The organism is Lentzea cavernae (assembly GCF_014653695.1).
Classification (GTDB): Bacteria; Actinomycetota; Actinomycetes; order Mycobacteriales; family Pseudonocardiaceae; genus Lentzea; species Lentzea cavernae.
On sequence record NZ_BNAR01000001.1, the window covers coordinates 401723 to 421614 of the forward strand.

Consider the following 19892-nt stretch of genomic DNA (forward strand, 5'->3'; position numbering starts at 1 on the left):
CCAGCGTGGACGAGTTCGCGCAGGCGCTCCGGACGGCGATCACGAATCGCGGTCTCGGTCTGGAGCGCCTGCGCGAGCACCTCTCGCAGAACGGTGTGTCCGTGTCCATGGCCACGCTGAGTTACTGGCAGACCGGGCGCAGCCGTCCGGAGCGGCAGAAGTCGTTGCAGGCCGTGGTCCACCTCGAGCACATCCTGCAGGTGCCGCCGGGGCACCTCTCCGAGCTGCTCGGGCCACCTCGGCCTCGGGGGCGCTGGCTGCGCAACGCGCCGGCGCCGATGTCGGCGTTCTGGCCGTCGCCGTCGCCCGTCGAGCAGGCGTTGCACGACCTCGACACGCAGTGGGACGACCAGTTGCTGCGGGTGAGCCAGCAGGACTTCGTGACGATCGGGGCGAACCGCACCGAGCGGGTCTTCCGGTCGCGGCAGGTGCTGTCGGCGTCGATGACCGGGCCGGACCGGTGGGTCGTGATCATGCACCTCGACGACCACGACCGGCCGTTGCCGCAGGTCAACGCCCTGAAGAACTGCACGGTCGGGCAGGTGGTGCAGCAGCCGTCCGAGGGGTTGCTGGTCGCGGAGCTGTTGTTCGAACGGCCGCTGCGCAAGGGCGAGAGCGTTGTGATCGAGCACGAGCTCGTGAACCAGGACCCGTGCCCGCCCGCGACGAACTACGAGCGCAAGTTCCGGCTGCCGACGCGGGAGTACGTGCTGGAGGTGACGTTCGAGGGCGACGCCCCCGCCTCCGTGGTGCAGCTCGCGGACGGGTCCGCCGTGGCTCCCCGCCGCACGTTGCTGGACGTGGCGCTGGACGTGCAGCCCGGTGCCCGCGGCTTCAGCTGGACCTGGTGAACCCCTTCGAGGACGGCACCAGCGCGGCGGCGGCGGGGGCGGCGAAGCAGGCGACCGCGCAGAAGCCCAGGACGACGCCGCTGCCGAACTGGTCGACGGCCGGGGCGATGAAGGCCAGTCCGACCGGCGCGAGGCCGAAGGACAGCAGGAAGTCGAGCGAGGAGACGCGGGCGAGCTTGCCCGGTTCGACCTCGCGCTGGACCGCGGTGAACCAGGGGACGTTGAACAGCTCCATGCCGACGCCCCCGGCGACGTACACGGCGATCAGCACGAACGGGTGCACCGGCAGGAGCAGGGCCAGCGGGACCAGGCCGTAGCAGGCCATGCCGGCCAGCGCGGTCCAGCCCGGCGTCCTCGGGCGCCAGCGGGCCATCAGCGCCGCTCCCGCCAGCGCGCCGATGGTGTACGCGGTCATGGCGGCCGCCAGCACCGCCTCCGTGCCGTAGCGGTCGCGGCTCACCAACGGCAGCAGGACGGCCGTGGCGGAGTACCCCAGGGCGACCATGGAGGTCAGCGCGCCGAGCCCGGCGAGCAGCCACGGGTGCCGGCGGGCCTCGTGGAGGCCTTCCAGGAAGTCGGCCGCGAAGCTCGCCTTCCCCGTCGTGCGGGCCGGTGCGTGGTTGCCCCTGGGCGGCACGAGCGCGGCGACCAGCCAGAGCACGGCGGTGACGACCAGCAGTGCCTTGGCGTCGGTCACGAGGGCCGCGAGGGCGGTGAGGCTCGGGGCGACCAGCGTGGTCACCCTGATCGCGAGCGTGGTCGCGGCGTTGGCCTGCTGCCGTTGCTCCTCCGGCACCACCTCGGCCACCAGCGCCTGGAACGCGGGCCGGCAGCCACCCTGTCCGGCGCCGACGATCGCCGCCGCCGCGGCCATGAGCAGCAACGACCTGTCCATGCCGAGCGCGATCACGGGGGTCATGACCGCGCCCGTGATGCACGACCAGAAGACGACGTTGCGTCGCGAGTGGCGGTCGGCCAGGACTCCGGCGACCGGAACCGCCACGAGGAATCCGACGGTTCTGGTGGCGAGGACTACCCCGAGTTCCACCGCGGTGATCGAGCGTTCGAGGACGGCCAGGCCCAGTACGAACGGCAGTGCCCACATCGCGAGCCCCGACGCGGTGGTGCCGGTCCACAACCGCAGGAAAGCGGTGTTCCGCAGGACAGAGGGCGCCGTTGCTTTGTCCGTCACGGCGTCCAAGGTCTCATCACGGACGGGGTCCTGGCCACTATTCCCCGTGACGGGGAACAGCGCGACGGCCGGGTGTTCCCCCGCGCCTTGACGGGAACACCCGGCCGTCGTGCCGTCCTTTGTGGACTGATCAGCCGATCTTCTCGATCCGCGCGTTGCGGATCAGGAACTTGCCGGGCTCGCGGACCTGTTCGAAGGCCGCGTTGTTCAGCAGCGCGCAGCTGCCGGACACCGACGCCACCTTGACGGTCGTGGACTTGTTGTTGTCCAGGTTCGTGACCTTCAACGTGGTGCCGATCGGGAACGTGCCGCTGGACGCGGCGGGCGCGCCGCCCTCACCGGACAGCGTCACGGTGGAGCCGTTGCAGACCTGCTGGCCGGTGGCACCGTTGCCGGCACCCTGGTTCGCGTCGGGCTGCTGGGTCGGCTGCTGCTGGGTCGGCTGCGCCTGGTTGCCGCCGTTGTTGCCCTGACCGGCGTTGTTGTTGCCCTGGCCGGCGTTGCCCGCGCCGCCGTCACCCGCGCAGCCCGCCGCCTTGCGTCGCTGCTGGATGAGGTCGACCACGGCCTGCCGGTTCGCGATGCGGGCCTCGGACTGGGAGTCCGGGGCGGCCTTCTGCCCCGCGATGAACGTCAGGTTGTTCTGCAACGCCTTGTCCAGCCCGCCGCAGTCCTCACCGGACGTCGCGGCCTGCCCCGCTTCGGGCTTGGCCTGGACGTTGCCGCCACAACCGGCCGCCGCACGCCGCTGGTTGATGAGGGTGACGACCTGCTGGCGGTTCTGGATGCGGGCGTCCGACTGCGCGTCGGGGTTGGCCTGCTGACCGGCGATGAAGTTCAGGTTGTTCTGCAGGGCGGTGTCCAGTCCGCCGCAGTCCTCAGCCGCGTTCGAGTTGGTGCCGCTGAAGGCGAAGATGCCACCGGCGACAGCAGCGACCGCCAGCACGGCGCCCGCGCCGATCATGGCGGGCTTGCGGTGTCGAGCGCCCATTCTGTGTCTCCTCGGGGGGTCGAACGGTGTTGTACCGATGACTACGGGGAGGTCACGGACCGGGTTCAAATTGGAGTGGACCTTGTTGGTTTTAAATGGTTTTAAGGTTGTGCGGGCAGATCACGGCCGCGACGCCCCGGACCTCGGACCCGTTCAGCGGCAAGGTGATCAGCTCGCGCGGCTCGGCCGTGGCCAGCCACCGGCCATCGCGCTGGAGCACCTCCCACCGCCCCGAGCCGTCGACTCGGATCAGCGAGTGCGCGGCGTCCAGGTCCACGACCTGGTCCAGGCGCACGAAGACGGCGAAGTGGTGGTGGCCGTCGATCGGCTCGGCACCGCGACGGGCGTCGCGGATGCGCAGACGCGCCGTGAGCTCGGCGGCTTCCGCAGTGGCCAGCGGCACGGAGAACTCGTTCTCGGGCAAGGGTTCCGGCACGACGGCGTGCGCCGAGCCGAGGTCGAGGACATCGGTCAGGCGGTAGAAGACCGCGTGCGCGGCGGTCTGCCCCTGCCGCGCTTTCCCGCGCCAGCGCAGCGAAAGCCGCGCCATCGTCTCGACGGCGGTCGCCATGGACGTCTGAACGGCGGTCATGCGCGGTTCGCGGGTGGCCTGGGCGAGCAGTCGTGACGGCTGCGGTTCCGGATCCCCGGTGAACGCGAGCTCACCGAACTCGGAGTCCGGGTCGTCCACGACCTTGGTGACCACGGCCACCGGACTGCCGTCCACCAGGACGACGTGGTGGGTGCAGCCGCGGTCCCACTGCTCGTCGACCAGCTTCTTGACCTGCGCCGCCTCGACGAGGCTCAACGCGATGTACGTCTCGTCGGGGTCCTTGCCGGAGTCGACGCGGGAGAGCTTGGTGCTGGGTTCCCACGTCTCGTGCCCGGCGTACTCCTCCTCGACGGCGCCGTCCGGCCTGCGCAGGAGCCGGTCCGCGCGCGCCAGGTCGAGCACGTCCGCGGCCTGCCGGAAGGACGCGTAGTACTTGTGGTCCGCCAGTTCCGACTCGTGCGACCGCGCCCGGACCTCCCGGACCATCTCCACGAGGAACCCCGCGGCCTGGTCTGCGTCCACGTCCCGGGCCGTCCACGCCGGTTCGGTCGGCACGCGGCTGAGCAGGGCCGACGGCTCCCACCGCAGGTCGTGCGTGAAGGCCTCTTCGACGGCCCCGGTCACCCGCACGACGGCGAGCGGAAGCTCTTGTCCTTCAACCAGAACGACGACGTGCCCGACGTCCGCACCCGTTCGACTGTCCCCAGCGCCCATTTTGGACAGTCTACCGCCGCAGCACCGTCCGGACGGCCACGGTGATCCACGCCGCCACCAGCGCGCCGTAGAGCACGACGGCGACCCCGGAGAACAGCACCGAAGGAACCCGGGCCGCGAGCGCGCTGGTCCCGGTCACCAGGGTGCCGAGCGGGAAGACGAAACTCCACCACGTCAAGGCGAACGGCAGCCCGCGCCGGGCGGTCCGCACGGTCACGGCCGCCGCGAGCGCCACCCACAGCAGCGCGAAGCCCCACGTGATCGTCCCGTACAGGACGCCGAACGCGGTCTGGCCCGGCAGCACCGGCACGCCGGAGAGCAGGTTGGCGGCGGTGATCGACTGCCCCAGCGGGCCGAGCACGATCCACAGCGTCGGCGCGGTCGTGGCGGCGCCCGCCCCGTGCCGCACCAGCCCCTGCCAGATCTGCGGCACGATCACCATCGTCGCGAACAGGCTGACACCGAACAACGCGTAGCAGCCGAGCACCATCGCCTGCCGCGACGGTCCGTCCGGCAGGTGCTGGGCCAGCAGGGCTCCGGAGGCGGCGGACACCATCGGCGGCACCACGGGCATCAGCCACCCGGCGAACGCGCGCTCGCCGCTGCCGATCATCCGCAACGGCACCAGCACGGACGTCACCAGCCCGAGCAGCGTGCCGATCGTCCACAGTGTCCAGTCGACCGCCAGCGCGGCGGGAAGCCCGATCCAGTCCTTTCCCAGCAGCAGCGCACCCGTGCCGACGGTCATCAACGCCATCGGTGGCGCGCCCCAGAACTGGGCCATCACGGGGTCGGCGAGCTGCGCGCGGACCGCCCGCCACGTCCAGCGCCTCAGGGCGGCGGTGACGAGGAGGGCGAGCAGCGCGGCGTCGAGCGCCCACACGCACGTGGCGGCGGTGCGCAGGCCGGGCATCGACGCTCCGGCCGTGGCGACGATCCCCGTCCCCATCACGGAGGCGAAGAGGTTCGGCCCGAATGGTGCCGCTCGTCGCACCCCGACGGGCACGGTGTGTTGAGGTGCGAGAGCGGTCACGACATGACGATCCTCGTGCCCGGCCCGCGCCGGTAGGCGTCCATCGCCGATGTGCACATAGGCTGTCCCTATGCCTCTGCCGTCCAGGGTCACCGACCTGACCAGCTTCGACCTCCTGCGCAGCGTCGCCGAGCTGGGCAGCATCGGCCGGGCCGCCCAGGCGCACGGCATGTCCCAGCCCAGTGCCAGCGAGCGCCTCAAGACCCTCGAGGGCCGCGTCGGCGTGACGTTGCTCGAACGCACCTCGCGCGGCGCCCGGCTCACCACGTCGGGCCAGCTCGTGGCCGGGTGGGCGGCGCAGGTGCTCGCGCGGGCCGCCGACCTCGACGCCGGCATCACCAGCCTGCGCGCGGACCGCCAGAGCCACCTCCGGGTCGCCGCGAGCCTCACCGTGGCCGAGTACCTGCTGCCCGCGTGGCTCATCGCGTTGCGGTCGGTGAGTCCGGACACCGCGACCGTGCTGTCGGCGGGCAACTCGGTGCACGTCGCCGAGCAGGTGCTGGCGCAGAAGGCCGACCTGGGGTTCGTCGAGAGCACCGACGTGCCGCAGGGCCTGGCCAGCCGCGTGGTCGCGCACGACGAACTGGTGCTCGTCGTCGCGCCCGACCACCCCTGGGCCCGGCGCCGCCGGGTCACCGCCGCGAAGGCCGCCGCGACCCCGCTGGTCAGCAGGGAGTCCGGATCGGGCACGCGTCAGGCGTGGGAGCAGGCGTTGACGAGCGCGGGCATCACCGAGTCCGCCGGGCCGTTGCTGGAGATGTCGTCGACCACGGCGATCAAGGCGGCCGCGATCGGCGGCATCGGCCCAGCCGTGCTCAGCCTGCACACCGTGGCCGCGGACGTCGCCGCCCGCACGCTCGTCCGCGTCGAGGTGGGCGAGGTGGACCTGCACCGCGCGCTGCGGGCGGTCTGGCCGTCCGGCCGGACACCCCGGGGACCCGCCTCCGACCTGTTGACCATCGCGACGCGTAGTCTCACCGATCGTGCCGACCGGCGGTAGCAAACAGGTTCGCGCCGCGCGCAAGCGCAAGAAGCGCATGGCCCGCGTCGTCAACGACCTGACCGACGCGCAGTGGAACGCGATCAAGGCGGCGTGGGGAGGCTGCGCCTACTGCGCGGCTCCTTCCGGTTCGCTGCAGAAGGACTGCGTGCAGGCCCTCTCCCGCGGCGGCCGCTACACGCTCGGCAACGTGGTGCCCGCGTGCGGTTCCTGCAACGCCAGCAAGTGCAACGCCGAGGTGACGGGCTGGCTGCGCCGCAAGAAGCTCGACGAACGCAGGTTCCTGGTGCGCCACTACGAGATCTCGAGCGAGCTGACCGTCCTCTTCGTCACCCCACCAGCCGACGACGCCACTCCAGTGGCGTGACGGCGATCGCACGGCCGGGATCGCGGTTCCACTCCACCTGCAGGCCCGCCGCCTCGAGCGCGGTCACGACCTCCTGACCGACGGCCGTCGTCGTGTCCGCCGAGCCGTCGAAGCCACCGAAGAGCAGCCTCAGACCGTGGCCCGCCGCGGCGGCTTCCGTGCACTGGCTGTGGAAGTAGACGTAACCGCGGGCGTCGGGCGCGGCCTCGGCACCGATCTCGTCCTGGCCGCAGGTGCGGCAGCAGGTGAAGTTCTCGCGGGCGGTGATGCCGGACTCCTGCAGGGCGCCGAACGCGCGGGTGAGCCGTTCGGGGTCGGTCTCGCCCCGCCAGGTGGCCTGTTCCGCGACGCGCTCCAGCCACAACCTGTCGACCAGGGCGGCCGCCTGCTCGCGCGACACGGGCCGGCGGTCCTCGGTGACGAGGAACTCCTCGGCGAGCTCGGTCAGCTGGGAGCGGGAGGCGTACCCACCGGTGAGCGCCTCGCGGACGCGCTCCTCGAGCTGGGTGCGCTCGTCGTCGGCGAGGTCGAGCGGTGGCGCCTCGGCGGCAGGTGCCAGGTCCAGCGGTGAGAAGTCCAGACCGGCGTCCCAGCCGGGCTCCTGGCGGGCCCAGCCGGTGATCGCGGTGATCACGGCCTCCGGTCCGCCGGCCCTCGCCTGGAACTGCCCGGCACCGTCGCGGTGCTCGACCTCGTAGCCGCCGCCGTTCTCGTGCCACACCTGGGCGAAGACACCGGGCAGGTCAGGCACCCGCTGGACGACCAGGAACCTGTCGCCTTCACCGCCGATGCGCCGGATGAGACCGGCCAACTCCTCGGCGGACGCGCGGACGTGCCGCTCCCAGTTCTCCGTCTCCACGACGATTTCGAGCATGCCGAGACACTAGCCGTGCGGCTCGGGACGCCGACGGCGTGTCCGCGCTCGGCAGGGCGCCGGCTTTCCGAACCACCGGCCACGCGTCTAAGCGGCGTTCCGGACGGCGGTGAAGCCCTGGTACAGCGAGTCCCACGCCTTCTTGCACCGGGCGTGGAGCTGCCCGTCCTCGCTCACCCCACCGGCCGCGAACCACGGCTCGCACGGCGCGATCTCGGCGAGCTGGCGGCGGACGTCGGTGATGGCGGCCTGACCGGTGGGCGGGAGCTTGGCCGACTGCTTCTCGACCTCGTCGATCACCCCTGTCACGTCGGGCATGACGTGGCTGCAGTTGTCGGCCGGGGCGACGGGTTCGCCGCGCAGGCGTGCGGCGCAGTCCGTGAGCAGGACGCCGATCGCGTCGAGCCGGGGCTGCAGGTCGGGCAGCGGTGAGCCGGTGGCGGACGTGGCGGCGGGGGTGATCGTGGGCAGGGACGAGGTCCCCGAACCGCACCCGAGCAGGAGGAAAGCCAGCGCAATGGCGGAGTAGCGCATGCCCAGCAGAGTAGCGATGCGAAAAGGCCGTCAGAGCGGGGGTGCTCCGACGGCCTTTTCCGTTCACCCGATCAGGTTCAGGCGCGGATGTAGGACTTCACGCCCTCCGGGAAACCGATCGGGGCGGCGGAGGTGTCGTCGACGGGCCCGCTCACGACGGCGGACTTGCCCTTGCAGCCGGGCTCGGACCAGATCTTCACGGCGCCGTCCGGGGACAGCGACTGGAAACCGCCGCGGAGGTCGGCGCACTTGGCCTCGACCTTGACGCCGACCGCGAAGCTGTCGCCGAAGTCCTTCTGGTTCTTGCCGCTGAAGAACGTGACGGAGGAGGCGGGCTTGCCGCCGGGAGCCGGCTGGTCCGGCTTCGTGGCCTCGGCCTTCGGCACGGCGCGCTTGCCCTCGGGGTTGATCACGAACCACTTGCCGCCGACGTTCTGACCGAGGATGTCGCCCGCCTTCTTGTCCTTGTTGAACAAGTAGATCGGGCGACCGCCGATGGTCACCTGCAGCTGGCCGTCCTGGCGCTTGATGAAGCCGATGTTCTCCCGCCGGATGCCGGGGAAGAACAGCCTGGTGCCCTTGGTGACCGTGATCGCGGGCCAGGTCTTGGCGCAGTCCCCGTTGCACTTGCTGACGCCGCCGTTCACGGGGTCGTCGCTGAACCAGTAAACGGAAAGTCCTTTTCCGTTCACGACAGCGGGTTCGAGGCCACCGGCGTTCCCGGCGCGCAGCTCGACCCACTTCTGCTTCACCTCGGCGGGCGCGCTCTCCGGTGCGCGGTCACCGCTGTTCTGGTCCGCCTTGTTGGAGTTCGCGGTGCCACGCAAGAAGTCCACTCCGGACTGGGCATCCGTCTCGGCCTCGTTCGAGGGCGCGTTCTGGGCCTGGGTCTGGTCCTGGGCGGGGGTGGCGGAGCCGGACGTCGCGGCGCCCTGACCGCAGGCCGTCAAAGCGATCACACCGACCGTGAAAAGGGCAGCAACGAGCCCAACTTGCTTGCGACGCATTGTTTTCTTCTCATTCCTGAGTGGACTGATCAACCTGTTCACCACTGTCACGCGCCCGCTCCCGGAACGGTTCAAAGAACTTCGACTTGAGACCGCGGTCACAGGCACTCCGGAACTCAACGGGTACCGTTGGAGGTGTGGACATCAGCCTGAGCAGCGATTTCGCGACCGCCGTCCCCGAAATGGCCGTGCCGTGGGAGGCCGAACCGGTCGCCGGACCGGAACTCCTCGTCCTCAACGAGCCGCTCGCGAAGGAGATCGGGCTCGATCCGGCCTGGCTGGCAGGCCCCGGCCTGTCCCTGCTCACCGGAAACGCCGCCCCCGGTGTCGCCCAGGCGTACGCGGGTCACCAGTTCGGCGGCTACTCCCCCCGGCTGGGTGACGGACGCGCGCTGCTCCTCGGTGAACTGACCGATGCCGAGGGTCGTCTCCGCGACCTGCACCTGAAGGGTTCCGGCCGCACCCCGTTCGCCCGCGGCGGCGACGGACTGGCCGCCGTCGGCCCGATGCTGCGCGAGTACGTCGTCAGCGAGGCGATGCACGCGCTCGGCATCCCCACGACCCGTGCGCTGGCCGTCGTCTCCACCGGCCACGTCGTGCAACGGGAGGAACCGCTGGCCGGCGCCGTCCTGGCCAGGGTCGCCGCGTCGCACCTGCGCGTCGGCAGCTTCCAGTACGCCCGCAACACCGGTGACGCGGACCTGCTGCGCCGCCTCGCCGGCCACGCGATCGCCCGTCACCACCCCGGCAGCACTCCCCTGGAGCTGTTCGGGCACGTGGTCGCGGCCCAGGCGTCCTTGGTCGCGCGGTGGATGCTCGTCGGCTTCATCCACGGAGTGATGAACACGGACAACATGACGATCTCCGGCGAGACGATCGACTACGGGCCGTGCGCGTTCATGGAGGCCTACGACCCGACGACGAAGTACAGCTCCATCGACCACCAGGGCCGGTACGCCTACGGCAACCAGCCGATCATCGCCGAGTGGAACCTCGCCCGCCTCGCCGAAGCGATGCTGCCGTTGTTCGCCGACGACCAGGACGAGGCCGTCTCGCTGGCGCTCACGGCGCTGCGGACGTTCGACGCGCACTTCGAACAGGCGTGGACCGGGGGCATGCGGGCGAAGCTCGGCGTGTCCGGTGACGTGGTGCCCCTGCTCAAGGACCTGCTCGCGTTGCTGCACGAGAACCACGTCGACTTCACGTCGTTCTTCCACCTGCTCGGCAAGGCGGCCCGCGGTGACGTCGAACCCGCCCGTTCGCTGTTCCTCGACCTCGCCGCCGTCGACGCCTGGATCGCGCGCTGGCGGGAACTCGGCCCGGACGCCGACGCGATGGAGAAGGTCAACCCCGTCTACGTCCCGCGCAACCACCTCGTGGAGGAGGCGCTGGCGGCCGGAGCGGACGGCGACATGGGTCCGTTCGAGCGACTTCTGAAAGCGGTTACCTCCCCGTTCGGCGAACGACCCGGCCTGGAATACTTCGCGGCTCCTGCGCCGCAGGACTTCAGTGCCACCTACCGGACCTACTGCGGGACTTGATGAAGCTGCAGCCGATCGGCCACGTCGAATCGCCTCTCACCGACCGCTCCGCCGCGCCCAAGCAGGCCGACGAGGGCGCGCCCGAGGCCCTGCTCGTGTTCGCCCCGGAGTACGCGCGGGCGATGAGGGAACTGGAATCCGGCCAGGACGTCCTGGTCCTCACCTGGCTCGACCGCGCCGACCGGTCGGTGCTGGCGGTGCACCCGCGCAGCGACCCGGGCAGGCCGGAGACCGGCGTGTTCTCCACGCGGTCACCCGACCGGCCGAACCCGATCGGCCTGCACCACGTCCGGATCACGGCGGTGGACGGCCTCGCGGTGCGGGTCGCGCACCTGGAGGCCGTCGACGGCACGCCGATCCTGGACGTGAAGCCGGTCCTGGGCGCGGAGCGCTGAGCTGCCGCGGGTCGCGGATGCGGTGAGGTGGGTTTGACCGGCGGGTACCCCGGAGTCATGAGCCAGCCAGTACCGCCGGCGGAGCCCGTGCCGACCACCCCGGGCCCCGACCAGCCGCGCCCCACCGGACCCGACCAGCCCCATCCGCCCGGCCCCGACCCGGATCCGTTGCGCCCGCCGGGGCCGGATCCCGATCCGCTGCCGCCGTCGCCGAAGCCGATCTAGCGGCCTGGAACGCGTGCTTTCGGCGCGGCCGGAGCCAGGACTGGTCCGGCCGCGCCGAAAGCAGGGCACGCCGTCGCGTGGTCCGGAACCGCGCCGGGGAGGGCCACTCCAGCCGTGTCCGAGCCGGACCCGTTCCAATCGTTGCCGCAGCCCACCGGTTTGAACCCCGGAAACCCCGGGTAAACGCTTCGTGCCACTGCCGGACCGACTCTGGAGCGCGCCATGCTCAGTCGAGAGGAACACCAGCGGCTCATCGACATCGAGGGACGCCTGCGCGTCTCCGACCCCGACCTGGCCCGCGCGCTGAGCGAGGGTCCCGTCTCGCAGAGGACCCTGCGTCAGCGCGCGGCCGCGGCCATCGCCCTGGCGTTCAGGAAGCGACCGGAATCGCACGGCTGACGACCGCGTTCGGCGGTGCCTCCGCCCGGTTCCAGCGCATCCGCGACCACGGCAGGTCCATGTCGCCCAGCGTGCTGATCTGGCGTGGCCGCAGATCGTCCGGTGACGGCGCCTCGGCGTGCCGGGAGTAGGCGGCGTCGACGTAGCGGTGGCCGGTGTCCGGGGCCAGCACCACCACGTGCCGTTCCGGGTCCAGTCGTTGTTCCCACCGCGCCGCCAGGTAGGCGGCGCCCGCGGACAGGCCGGCGAAGATCGCGTGCTCGCGCAGCAGGGCCACGCTGCCGGACAGGGCCGCGTCGAAGCCGAACCAGTGCACGGTGTCGTAGAGCGTGTGGTCGACGTTGCCGAACGGGATCGAGCTGCCGATCCCGGCGATGATGATCTCCGGGTCGTGCACGTGCTCGCTGCCGAACGTGACGCTGTCGAACGGCTGCACGCCGACGAGTTCGACCTCCGGTGAGGTCTCGCGCAGGAACGTCGTCAGCGCGCCGGTGGACGCTCCGGTGCCCACTCCGCCGACCACGGACAGCCGGGAGCAGTCGACGTGCTCGCGGATGAGGTCCGCGATCGGCCGGTAGCCGCGGTAGTGGACGTCGTCGTGGTACTGGCGCATCCAGTGGTGCCTCGGGTGGTCGCGCAGGATCTCCCGCACCCGTGCGACGCGGCGGCTCTGGTCGAGCTTGAGGCTCGCGGACGGCGGCATGGGTTCGACCGTCGCGCCGAGGATCTCGAGCTGGGTGTGCAACGTCTTGTCGACCGTGGTGGAGGCGACGATGTGGCAGTGCAGCCCGTGGCGGTGGCAGGCCAGCGCCAGTGCGTGCGCGTAGATGCCGCTGGAGCTGTCGACCAGCGTGTCGCCGCGGGCGATGGTGCCGCGTTCGAGGAGGTGGCGGACCGCTTCGAGGGCGGAGGCGACCTTCATGGTCTCGAAGCGCAGGCAGAGGGTCCGGGAGTCGAGGCGTACGAGGGCAGGACGGCTGAGGGCGTCAGCGATGTGGTCGTCCACGTCTTCTCTCATGTTCGGGCGCGGTAGCGGTACAGCGCGGTCTCGTCGGCGCTGAACTGCGAGAACGGGAACGGTTCCGCGGACAGGGCCGTGACGCCCTGACCGAGGAAGTGGCGGGCGACGGCGCTGGCGGTCTGGGCGTAGACGATCAGCGGGATCTCACGTGAACGGCAGGCGCGCAGGATCTCGTCGAACGTGCCGTTGCCGATGGTCATGCCCGTCGCCACTACGGCGTCCGCGACCCCGAGGACGTCCCGCATGTCCGGCGTCACGGGATCGCCCCACTGGGTCGTGCGCAGGGAGAGGTCGCACGGCAGGCATTCGGCCCCGCGTTCGCGGATCGCGGCCACCAACGGGTTGACCACGCCGATCAACGCAACCTTCGCGCCCGGTTCCACTTCCAGCAACCCGGCCACGGCGGCGTCACGAGCACGCGCCCGCTCCTCCGGCGTGCCCACGGGCAGCACGACCTTCTCGGCCTCCGAGGTCCGATGTGGACGGACGCTGCCGAGGTAGGCGTCGAGCGCCGCCACGCGCACCGGAGCGGGCGCCTCGGTGAGCAGCGCGGCGACGGGAGCGCCGGAGTAGTTCGCGCACACCGCCGGGTCGGCGTCGCCTTCCGCGAACGCGCAGGCGCCGAACGCGGAACCGATGCGGGCCAGCACGTACTGGTTGCGGTAGGTGGTGTCGCCGCCCGCCAGCCGGGTGCCGTGGTGGACCCAGAACACGCTGGTGGCGGGTATCGTGCGCGGATCGGGGCCGTGCCGGCCCTCCAGGACCTCGGTTATCAGGTCGTCCACTGTGGACATGACTTCCCCCTCGACTCGGTGGATCGGTTCATCGGCGGACCGGCTCGCGGTACCCGACGGCCAGGTGGCCCAGGTCGTCGCGGCCGATCTCGGCTTCCACGTCGAACACCTCGCGCAGCAACGGCGCGGTCAGCACGTCGGCGGCGTGGCCGTTCGCCACGACCGCGCCCCGGTGCATCAGGACCAGCCGGTCGCAGTACCGGGCGGCCAGCGCGAGGTCGTGCAGCGCCACCACGACGGTCTGCGGTGTGCCACCGGCCAGTTCCATCAGTTCGAGCTGGTGGCGCACGTCCAGGTGGTTCGTCGGCTCGTCCAGCAGCAGCCCGGCCGTGCGTTGCGCCAGCGCCCGCGCCAGGTGGGTGCGCTGGCGTTCGCCGCCGGAGAGCTGCTTCCACGGCCGGTCCGCCAGCGCCGTCAGGTCCAGCCTCTCCAGCGCGGCGGCGACGATCTCGTGGTCGGAGGCGTCCGGGCCGCGCCACCGCGACCGGTGGGGCGTGCGGCCGAGCATGACGACCTCGGCGACGCGCAGATCGCTCTCGGTGTCGGCGGTCTGCTCGACGAACGCCAGCTTGCGCGCCCGGTCTCGGGCGGGCCACGACCCGATCTCCACGCCGTCGTAGAGCACGCGGCCGCCGGTCGGGGTGCGCAGGCCGGCGACGCACCTCAGCAGCGACGACTTGCCGGAGCCGTTCGGGCCGATCAGCCCGACCGTCTCCCCCGGCTCGACCGCGAGCGACACGTCCCGCACGATGGTCTTGCCCGGCACGCCCCAGCTCAGGTCCTCGACGTCGATCCTCACAGCTCACCCCGCTTGCGCAGCACCAGCAGGAACAGCGGCACGCCGATCAGCGCGGTGAACACGCCCACCGGCACCTCGAGCGGCGCGAAGACCACGCGGGTGAGCGCGTCGGTCCAGACCAGGAACACCGCGCCGACCACAGCCGACATCGGCAGGAGCCTGCGGTGCAACGGACCCACGAGGAACCGGACCCCGTGCGGGATGATCAGCCCGACGAACCCGACCGCGCCGACGGCGGCCACCGCCACCGCAGTCAGCACGGAGGTCGTCACCAGCAGCACGGCCCGAGTGGTGCGCACGTCGACGCCCAGCGAGGACGCGGTGTCGGTGCCGAACGCGAACCCGTCCAGCGCGGCCGAGCACAGCCACACGACGAGCAGCCCGACCGCCAGGACCACCGCGCAGACCGCCACGGACGTCCACCTGGCCGACGCCAGCGACCCCAGCAGCCAGTTGGTGACGGCGCGGATGCTGTCGGCGTCACCGGACGACAGCAGGATCAGCGACGTGAGCGCCGCGAACAGCTGCCCCACGACCACACCGGTCAGCACGATCCGCGAGGAGTCGAGACCGGTGCGCCGCAACAACAGCATCAGCAACCCGAACGCCACCAGCGCGCCGATCAGCGCACCGCCGGTGATGCCGAGCTGCGACCCCGCGAACCCGAGCACCACCACGACCACCGCGCCCGTCGAGGCGCCGGAGGACACCCCGAGCAGGTACGGGTCGGCGAGCGAGTTGCGCGTGACGCTCTGCAGCACCGCGCCGCACACCGCCAGCGCCGCCCCGACGAGCGCCGCGAGCAGCACCCTGGGCAGCCTCAGGTCCCAGATCAGGGAGTCCAGCAGACGCGGCAACGGGACGACCGGCAACCCGAGGCGCCCGCCCGCGGCCCGGCCGATCTCCGCCCAGCCCGCCCCCACCCCGATGCGGACGGCCACGGCCATCGACACCACGAGGACGACGAGGCCCATCACGACGACGAGCGTGTTCTTCTTGCGTTGAACGGATTTCGGGGTCTCGCGAACGACGGGATCGAGGACAGCGGCGTCAGCCACGGCCGGCGATCTTGTCGAGTCCCGCCGCGAACGCCTTGAGCGCGTCGACCGTGCGCACGGACGGGTCCATCTCGATGCCGGGCAGCTCGACGACCTTGTTCTCGCGCACCGCCCTGAGCTGCGAGACGGCCGGGTGCTCGCGCATCATGTCGAGCTTCTCGCGGGCGGTGTCCCCGGGGTTGCCGCGCTCGGACAGGTCGCCGATCACGACCACGTCGGGGTCGCGGCGGGCGATCTCCTCCCAGGACGCCTCCGGCCACTCCTGGTTCAGGTCGTCGAACACGTTGACGGCACCGGCGATCTTGCTCATCTGGCTCGGCATGCCGTCCTTGCCCGCCACGTACGGCACGCCCTTGAAGACCGAGTAGACCCAGACGACCTTCACGGGTTCCCGTTTGACGGCCTGCACCTCCGCGACGACCGCGCGCTGGTCGGCGGCGAGCCGGTCGGCCTTCTCGGTGATGCCGAAGATCTTGCCGAGGTTCTCGTAGTCGCCGAACAGCCTGTCGAACGGAGCGGTCGCGCCGTCCGAGCAGTTGACCGAGCTCACGAACGTCGGCACGCCCAGGGAGGCGAGCTCGTCGCGCGTGCCCGCGCGGTCCGGCGTGAACTGCTCCAGGAACGACGACACCACCACGTCCGGGTTCGCGGCCCGCAGCGGTTCCGACGTGAGGATCTTCGGCGACAGCACCGGGATCTTGGCGTAGGCCTCGGCGAACTTGGGCGACACCTTGGTCTTCAGGTTCGCGGTGCCGGCCATCCGGTCCTGCAACCCCAGCGCCAGCAGGGTTTCCGTGGAGCTCTGGTCGAGCGTCACCACCCGCTGCGGCGCCGAGGCGAACGACAGCTGCTTGCCGCAGCTGTCCACCACCACCGACTGGGCCGCCGGCGCTTCAGCGCCTCCCGGTGTGGCGCATCCAGCGGCGAGCACCGCCACCAACGCCAGGCCGAATCGGCCGGGGTGAGACATCGGATCCTCCAGAAGTTCACTCGAACGGTGTGCGCTACTGTAACGACAATCATTTTCAATGCAACCCTGCCGGAAGGTCGAACGCGTGGCCCACGACACGATGCGCAGCCCATCGGTGCTGCGCAGCACCACATTTCTCCGTCTTTGGACCGCGACCACGGCGTCGGGCATCGCGACCTGGGCGCTGCCGTTCGTGCTCGGCCTGGCCGTGCTCTCGCGTTCGATCACCGCCGTGGAACTGGGCGTCCTGCTGGCCGCGCGCACCGCGGGCTTCCTCGCCGCCGTCCCGGTCAGCGGGGTGCTGGCCGACCGCTACGCGCGGCGCCAGGTGGTCCTGTGGTCCGGTCTCGTGTCGGCTCTCGCCGCGCCCGTGCTCGCCGCGTTCGTGGGCGGCTCCCCGGTGGTCGCCGCGGTCGCGGCGGCGGCGATGGGTGCGGGCCAGGGCGCGTGCCGGCCGGCGTTCCAGGCGCTGACGGCCGAGGTCGTCGACGGCGACCAGCGGCAGCAGGCCAACGCGGCGATGACGCTGTCGGTGCGGGTCACGACGTTGGTGGCGCCGGGGTTGACCGCGTTGCTCGCCCTGTTCCTGAACACGCAGGTGCTGCTGCTCGGCATCGGCGCGCTGTGGCTCGTCGCGGCACTGGTCCCGCCCGCCGGAACCGGTGCCGTGGCAGGCACTTCCGGCTCGGGGTTCGTGGCCGACTTCTGGGAGGGCGTGCGGGAGGCCCGCAGGCACCCGTGGTTCCTGGCCGGGCTCGGCGCGCTGACCGCGGTGATCGCCACCGGCTACTCGGCGACCGGCGTGGTGCTCCCCCTGGTCAGCCGCGACCGCTACGACACCGAGGCCGTGCTGGCCGGGGCGCTGACCGCGTACACGCTCGGCGCGCTCGCCGGCGCCCTGCTCATCGCGCGCTGGCGGCCGCGGCACGCCGGGTGGACCGCGCTGTTCGGCCTCGCCCTGTACGGTTTCGCGCCGCTGAGCCTGCTGCTGCCGGTGCACCCGTTCGTCGTGATCGCGGCCTATGTCGTCGCGGGACTGGGCATCGAGCTGTTCAACGTGCCGTGGTTCACCGCGACCCAGCGCGAGGTGGAGCCGTCGAAGCTCGCCAGGGTGTCCTCTTTGGACTTCCTGATGTCCTACGGACTCGCGCCGGTCGGTCTCGCGCTCATCGCCCCGGCGATCTCGTCGTTCGGCGCGCCGGTCGTCTTGGCCGTGTGCGCGGTGATCTGCTTCGCCGCACCGGCTCTGGCCGCCCTGGTCCCGTCGTCGCGCGACTTCGGGCCGCGCCGGTGATCGTTCCCCGCGTCCCGGTACTGGACCCCGCCGCGCGCACCGCGCTGACGGAGACGGGAGCGGTGGTCCTGACCGGCCTGCCGAACTCCCCGAACTCGCTGCCGGTCGCCGCCGCCCTGCTGTTCGGCACGGCGTTGCGGGAGCTCTTTCCACACCGCACCAGGCGTTCCGTGGACGGCGGGGTCGTCGGCCTGCACGCGGACAGCTTCGACGTCGTCGTGGACGTCGGCGGCAAGTCCGTGCGGCGCAGGCATCCCGACGAGGACCACGTGCTGGTGCTGCTCGCTTCCCAGGCCCCGTACGGCGGTCAGTCGTTCGTGCTCGACGCGCACGAGTTCACCGACTCGCTGGACGCGGAGCTGAAGGACTTCCTCAGGGGCACGGACGTCGACCTGTACGGGCGCTGGGCGCAGACGCGCGGCCTGCCCGCTGCTCCGCGGGTGGGCCGCCACGTCGAGTTCACCCGCACGGGCAGGCGCATCACGCGACGCACGGACGGGGTCGCGGCCCTGCACCGCGACCCCGCCACCGAGCACATCACCGAAATGCTCGCCCGCTTCGACACGGAGGTCGAGCGGGTGCAGCGAACGCTGCCGAGGATCAGGTTGGACGAGGGCGAACTCCTGGTCCTCGACAACTACCGCTGCTGGCACGGCCGAGACGCCCACACGGGCGCCCGGACCGTGCACATCCAGACAGTGCGCACTGACGACGCTTAGGACGAGGCGGCCTTCTGCAGCTCCTTGCGCAGCTGCTCCTTGGTCATGCTCGAAGCACCGTCCAGCCCCAGGTTCTTGGCCTGCAGCAGGAGCTCCTCGCGCGTGGCCTGACCGGGCATCTCACCGAGGTGGTCGGCCCGGCTGCGCGCGAACGCCTCGCCGAGCTCGTAGCGGCGCTCGGCGCTGAGCCGCTGGCGCATGCCCGGCAGCACCGTCTTCTCCTCTTCCTCCACGTGGTGGGTGATGGAGTCGACGACGTCCTTGAGGGCCTTCTCGAACTGCGGCGAGTCGTACTCGGTGTCGAGGAGCTTGGCGAGCAGCTGCTCGGCCTCGGCGTGCTCCTCCTGGCTGTGCTCGACCTCGTCGTCGCCACCCGCGTCCTTGGCGGCCGGGTAGACCTCGGACTCCTCGGCGCGGCTGTGGGCGACGAGCAGGCCGCACAGGACCGGCGTGAGCAGAGGTCGTTTCTCCGGGTGGTTCTTCAGCTCGTCGAACAGGCGCTCCACTTCGCGGTGGTCCTGCATGATCAGGTCGACGACGTCGTACTGCATGGTGGTTCTCCTTCAGTTCGGGTCGTTCCTCGGATAGCGCGTGGTGATGGGCGCGAGGCCACGCCGTCCGATCCGGCCGAGCGCCACGCCGAACGTGCTGATCACCGTGGTGGCGATGATCGCGGCGATGGCGATCGACCACGCCAGGCCCGCATCGAGCAGGCCTGACGCCGCGCCGGCGACGACGCCGGCGACAAGTCCGTTCACGAGGTTCACCAGACCGGGCACACCCAGGGCGGTGCCGATCAGCCGCGGGCGCCTTGCCTTGCGCCAGCCGCTCTGACCACCGTCCACCTCGACGCCCAGGGTGTCGTCGTGCATCTGGCGCACGAAGACGTCCCTCGTGGACGGTTCGAGCTCCGCGTAGACGGCCCGGATGCGGTTGATCCCCAGGCCTGCCTGGACGTCCTCGATGTTCAGCTCCACCGTGCGGAACAGGGTGGCGAGGCCGATCAGGAACAGGGCGGTGAAGATGACGAGCACCAGCGTCAGCAGGACCGTCAGCGGCACGACCTGCGCGACGAAGCCGAGGGCGATCATGGACGCCGAGATCGTCGTGAGCAGGTGTCCCGCCCGTCCGGTCGCGTCGGTGATGGTCGCCGTGCGGATCATCTGCAGCGTGTTGTGCTCCATGGTGAGGATCGTCAACGCCGACGCCTTGTCCACGTCCTGCACGTCAGCGTCCGAGCGCGTCGGCAAGTTCCTTCTTCGTCATGGTGGAGCGGCCCTTCACGTTCTTCTTCTTGGCCTCGTTGTAGAGCTGTTCCTTCGTCAGGCCCTTCGGACGGTTCGTGCCCGACCGCTGACCGCCGCGCTTCTGCGGTGACATGTCCTTCGTGGACGACTTGCTCGCCGTCTTGGACTCACCGGCCTGCGCGCGGTTCTTGTTCACGGTCCGGGCCGCGATCTCCTCGGCCCGCTTCGGCGACGCACCGCGGTCCTGCGCGGAGTCCTTGATGTGCTCGTACTGGCGTTCGCGCTTGGCGTTCGATCCCGCGGGCATCACGACC

General features: G+C 71.1%; 24 protein-coding genes. 9 read left to right on the plus strand and 15 right to left on the minus strand.

Translation table 11 applies throughout. The features are described 5' to 3' along the window. The first annotated feature begins 5 nt into the window (after window positions 1-5). Entirely contained in the window at window positions 6-851 is an 846-nt protein-coding gene (locus IE307_RS01855) for an XRE family transcriptional regulator (RefSeq protein WP_229904287.1), read from the plus strand. On the opposite strand, the gene IE307_RS01860 is transcribed toward IE307_RS01855, so the two are convergent. The 4 genes from IE307_RS01860 to IE307_RS01875 form a co-directional block, all read right to left on the minus strand. After that, complete coding sequence (locus tag IE307_RS01860) at window positions 835-2043, minus strand: MFS transporter (RefSeq protein WP_229904288.1); 1209 nt, start codon at window positions 2041-2043, stop codon at window positions 835-837. The two genes, IE307_RS01855 and IE307_RS01860, sit on opposite strands and share 17 nt — an antisense overlap. Window positions 2044-2173: 130 nt before the next feature. Continuing rightward, on the minus strand, window positions 2174-3034 hold the full coding sequence (locus IE307_RS01865; RefSeq protein ID WP_191295673.1) for an SCO2207 family protein: 861 nt from the start codon (window positions 3032-3034) through the stop codon (window positions 2174-2176). Window positions 3035-3125: 91 nt separating this feature from the next. Beyond that, window positions 3126-4301 (minus strand): hypothetical protein, encoded by a 1176-nt coding sequence (locus IE307_RS01870; RefSeq protein ID WP_191295674.1) that lies wholly within the window; start codon window positions 4299-4301, stop codon window positions 3126-3128. Window positions 4302-4311: 10 nt separating this feature from the next. Beyond that, on the minus strand, window positions 4312-5334 hold the full coding sequence (locus IE307_RS01875) for a TDT family transporter (RefSeq protein ID WP_229904289.1): 1023 nt from the start codon (window positions 5332-5334) through the stop codon (window positions 4312-4314). Between the two features lie 70 nt (window positions 5335-5404). On the opposite strand from IE307_RS01875, the gene IE307_RS01880 reads away from it, so the two are divergent. Then, window positions 5405-6334, plus strand: a complete 930-nt coding sequence (locus tag IE307_RS01880; RefSeq protein ID WP_191295676.1) for a LysR family transcriptional regulator — start codon at window positions 5405-5407, stop codon at window positions 6332-6334. Then, complete coding sequence (locus IE307_RS01885) at window positions 6318-6701, plus strand: HNH endonuclease (protein ID WP_229904290.1); 384 nt, start codon at window positions 6318-6320, stop codon at window positions 6699-6701. Before IE307_RS01880 ends, IE307_RS01885 begins: the two co-directional genes overlap by 17 nt. Here the strand turns inward: IE307_RS01885 and IE307_RS01890 are convergent. The 3 genes from IE307_RS01890 to IE307_RS01900 form a co-directional block, all read right to left on the minus strand. Continuing rightward, window positions 6664-7575 (minus strand): DUF6891 domain-containing protein, encoded by a 912-nt coding sequence (locus tag IE307_RS01890; protein WP_191295677.1) that lies wholly within the window; start codon window positions 7573-7575, stop codon window positions 6664-6666. The two genes, IE307_RS01885 and IE307_RS01890, sit on opposite strands and share 38 nt — an antisense overlap. Window positions 7576-7662: 87 nt before the next feature. Next, window positions 7663-8109, minus strand: a complete 447-nt coding sequence (locus IE307_RS01895) for a hypothetical protein (protein ID WP_191295678.1) — start codon at window positions 8107-8109, stop codon at window positions 7663-7665. Between the two features lie 77 nt (window positions 8110-8186). Next, a complete protein-coding gene (locus tag IE307_RS01900; protein WP_229904291.1) occupies window positions 8187-9068 on the minus strand; it encodes a COG4315 family predicted lipoprotein in 882 nt (293 codons plus the stop codon). 185 nt (window positions 9069-9253) lie between these two features. Here IE307_RS01900 and IE307_RS01905 point away from each other — a divergent pair, with 185 nt between their 5' ends. The 4 genes from IE307_RS01905 (at window position 9254) to IE307_RS01920 (ending at window position 11676) form a co-directional block, all read left to right on the plus strand. Next, entirely contained in the window at window positions 9254-10657 is a 1404-nt protein-coding gene (locus IE307_RS01905) for a protein adenylyltransferase SelO (RefSeq protein ID WP_191295680.1), read from the plus strand. After that, on the plus strand, window positions 10657-11052 hold the full coding sequence (tsaA, locus tag IE307_RS01910) for a tRNA (N6-threonylcarbamoyladenosine(37)-N6)-methyltransferase TrmO (protein ID WP_191295681.1): 396 nt from the start codon (window positions 10657-10659) through the stop codon (window positions 11050-11052). The genes IE307_RS01905 and tsaA overlap by 1 nt, the downstream gene beginning before the upstream one ends. Window positions 11053-11109: 57 nt before the next feature. Then, a complete protein-coding gene (locus tag IE307_RS01915; RefSeq protein ID WP_191295682.1) occupies window positions 11110-11277 on the plus strand; it encodes a hypothetical protein in 168 nt (55 codons plus the stop codon). A gap of 222 nt (window positions 11278-11499) precedes the next feature. Further along, the gene (locus IE307_RS01920; protein ID WP_191295683.1) at window positions 11500-11676 is read left to right on the plus strand and encodes a DUF3040 domain-containing protein; all 177 of its coding nucleotides are present in this window, start codon (window positions 11500-11502) and stop codon (window positions 11674-11676) included. On the opposite strand, the gene IE307_RS01925 is transcribed toward IE307_RS01920, so the two are convergent. The 5 genes from IE307_RS01925 to IE307_RS01945 are packed head-to-tail and all read right to left on the minus strand — an operon-like array spanning window position 11648 to window position 16318. Next, the gene (locus IE307_RS01925; protein WP_229904292.1) at window positions 11648-12694 is read right to left on the minus strand and encodes a pyridoxal-phosphate dependent enzyme; all 1047 of its coding nucleotides are present in this window, start codon (window positions 12692-12694) and stop codon (window positions 11648-11650) included. The genes IE307_RS01920 and IE307_RS01925 overlap by 29 nt on opposite strands. Further along, window positions 12691-13491, minus strand: a complete 801-nt coding sequence (locus IE307_RS01930) for a Rossmann-like domain-containing protein (protein ID WP_191295684.1) — start codon at window positions 13489-13491, stop codon at window positions 12691-12693. Before IE307_RS01930 ends, IE307_RS01925 begins: the two co-directional genes overlap by 4 nt. Window positions 13492-13519: 28 nt before the next feature. Further along, entirely contained in the window at window positions 13520-14290 is a 771-nt protein-coding gene (locus IE307_RS01935; RefSeq protein ID WP_191295685.1) for an ABC transporter ATP-binding protein, read from the minus strand. Further along, the gene (locus IE307_RS01940) at window positions 14287-15348 is read right to left on the minus strand and encodes a FecCD family ABC transporter permease (protein ID WP_229904293.1); all 1062 of its coding nucleotides are present in this window, start codon (window positions 15346-15348) and stop codon (window positions 14287-14289) included. The genes IE307_RS01935 and IE307_RS01940 overlap by 4 nt, the downstream gene beginning before the upstream one ends. Next, window positions 15341-16318, minus strand: a complete 978-nt coding sequence (locus tag IE307_RS01945; RefSeq protein ID WP_191295686.1) for an ABC transporter substrate-binding protein — start codon at window positions 16316-16318, stop codon at window positions 15341-15343. Before IE307_RS01945 ends, IE307_RS01940 begins: the two co-directional genes overlap by 8 nt. A 100-nt stretch (window positions 16319-16418) precedes the next feature. Here IE307_RS01945 and IE307_RS01950 point away from each other — a divergent pair, with 100 nt between their 5' ends. Both IE307_RS01950 and IE307_RS01955 read left to right on the plus strand, forming a co-directional pair. Continuing rightward, window positions 16419-17612, plus strand: coding sequence for an MFS transporter (locus IE307_RS01950; protein WP_191296443.1), 1194 nt, complete (start codon window positions 16419-16421; stop codon window positions 17610-17612). Then, window positions 17609-18331 (plus strand): TauD/TfdA family dioxygenase, encoded by a 723-nt coding sequence (locus IE307_RS01955; protein WP_229904294.1) that lies wholly within the window; start codon window positions 17609-17611, stop codon window positions 18329-18331. The genes IE307_RS01950 and IE307_RS01955 overlap by 4 nt, the downstream gene beginning before the upstream one ends. On the opposite strand, the gene IE307_RS01960 is transcribed toward IE307_RS01955, so the two are convergent. The 3 genes from IE307_RS01960 to IE307_RS01970 are packed head-to-tail and all read right to left on the minus strand — an operon-like array spanning window position 18328 to window position 19885. Beyond that, window positions 18328-18882, minus strand: a complete 555-nt coding sequence (locus IE307_RS01960) for a hemerythrin domain-containing protein (protein ID WP_191295687.1) — start codon at window positions 18880-18882, stop codon at window positions 18328-18330. The two genes, IE307_RS01955 and IE307_RS01960, sit on opposite strands and share 4 nt — an antisense overlap. Before the next feature lie 12 nt (window positions 18883-18894). Continuing rightward, window positions 18895-19581: a hypothetical protein gene (locus tag IE307_RS01965; protein ID WP_191295688.1), complete on the minus strand. Its 687-nt coding sequence runs from the start codon at window positions 19579-19581 to the stop codon at window positions 18895-18897. After that, complete coding sequence (locus IE307_RS01970; RefSeq protein ID WP_191295689.1) at window positions 19559-19885, minus strand: plasmid stabilization protein; 327 nt, start codon at window positions 19883-19885, stop codon at window positions 19559-19561. Before IE307_RS01970 ends, IE307_RS01965 begins: the two co-directional genes overlap by 23 nt. Window positions 19886-19892 lie beyond the last annotated feature (7 nt).

What these genes read in the sequence shown, in the direction of transcription:
- IE307_RS01950 (WP_191296443.1), top strand. Translation starts at nt 16,419, where the DNA reads ATGCGCAGCCCATCGGTGCTGCGCAGCACCACATTTCTCCGTCTTTGG.
- IE307_RS01880 (WP_191295676.1), top strand. Translation starts at nt 5,405, where the DNA reads ATGCCTCTGCCGTCCAGGGTCACCGACCTGACCAGCTTCGACCTCCTG.
- IE307_RS01870 (WP_191295674.1), bottom strand. Translation starts at nt 4,301, where the DNA reads ATGGGCGCTGGGGACAGTCGAACGGGTGCGGACGTCGGGCACGTCGTC.
- IE307_RS01895 (WP_191295678.1), bottom strand. Translation starts at nt 8,109, where the DNA reads ATGCGCTACTCCGCCATTGCGCTGGCTTTCCTCCTGCTCGGGTGCGGT.
- IE307_RS01945 (WP_191295686.1), bottom strand. Translation starts at nt 16,318, where the DNA reads ATGTCTCACCCCGGCCGATTCGGCCTGGCGTTGGTGGCGGTGCTCGCC.
- IE307_RS01970 (WP_191295689.1), bottom strand. Translation starts at nt 19,885, where the DNA reads ATGCCCGCGGGATCGAACGCCAAGCGCGAACGCCAGTACGAGCACATC.
- IE307_RS01915 (WP_191295682.1), top strand. Translation starts at nt 11,110, where the DNA reads ATGAGCCAGCCAGTACCGCCGGCGGAGCCCGTGCCGACCACCCCGGGC.
- IE307_RS01960 (WP_191295687.1), bottom strand. Translation starts at nt 18,882, where the DNA reads ATGCAGTACGACGTCGTCGACCTGATCATGCAGGACCACCGCGAAGTG.
- tsaA (WP_191295681.1), top strand. Translation starts at nt 10,657, where the DNA reads ATGAAGCTGCAGCCGATCGGCCACGTCGAATCGCCTCTCACCGACCGC.
- IE307_RS01920 (WP_191295683.1), top strand. Translation starts at nt 11,500, where the DNA reads ATGCTCAGTCGAGAGGAACACCAGCGGCTCATCGACATCGAGGGACGC.
- IE307_RS01890 (WP_191295677.1), bottom strand. Translation starts at nt 7,575, where the DNA reads ATGCTCGAAATCGTCGTGGAGACGGAGAACTGGGAGCGGCACGTCCGC.
- IE307_RS01930 (WP_191295684.1), bottom strand. Translation starts at nt 13,491, where the DNA reads ATGTCCACAGTGGACGACCTGATAACCGAGGTCCTGGAGGGCCGGCAC.
- IE307_RS01865 (WP_191295673.1), bottom strand. Translation starts at nt 3,034, where the DNA reads ATGGGCGCTCGACACCGCAAGCCCGCCATGATCGGCGCGGGCGCCGTG.
- IE307_RS01925 (WP_229904292.1), bottom strand. Translation starts at nt 12,694, where the DNA reads ATGAGAGAAGACGTGGACGACCACATCGCTGACGCCCTCAGCCGTCCT.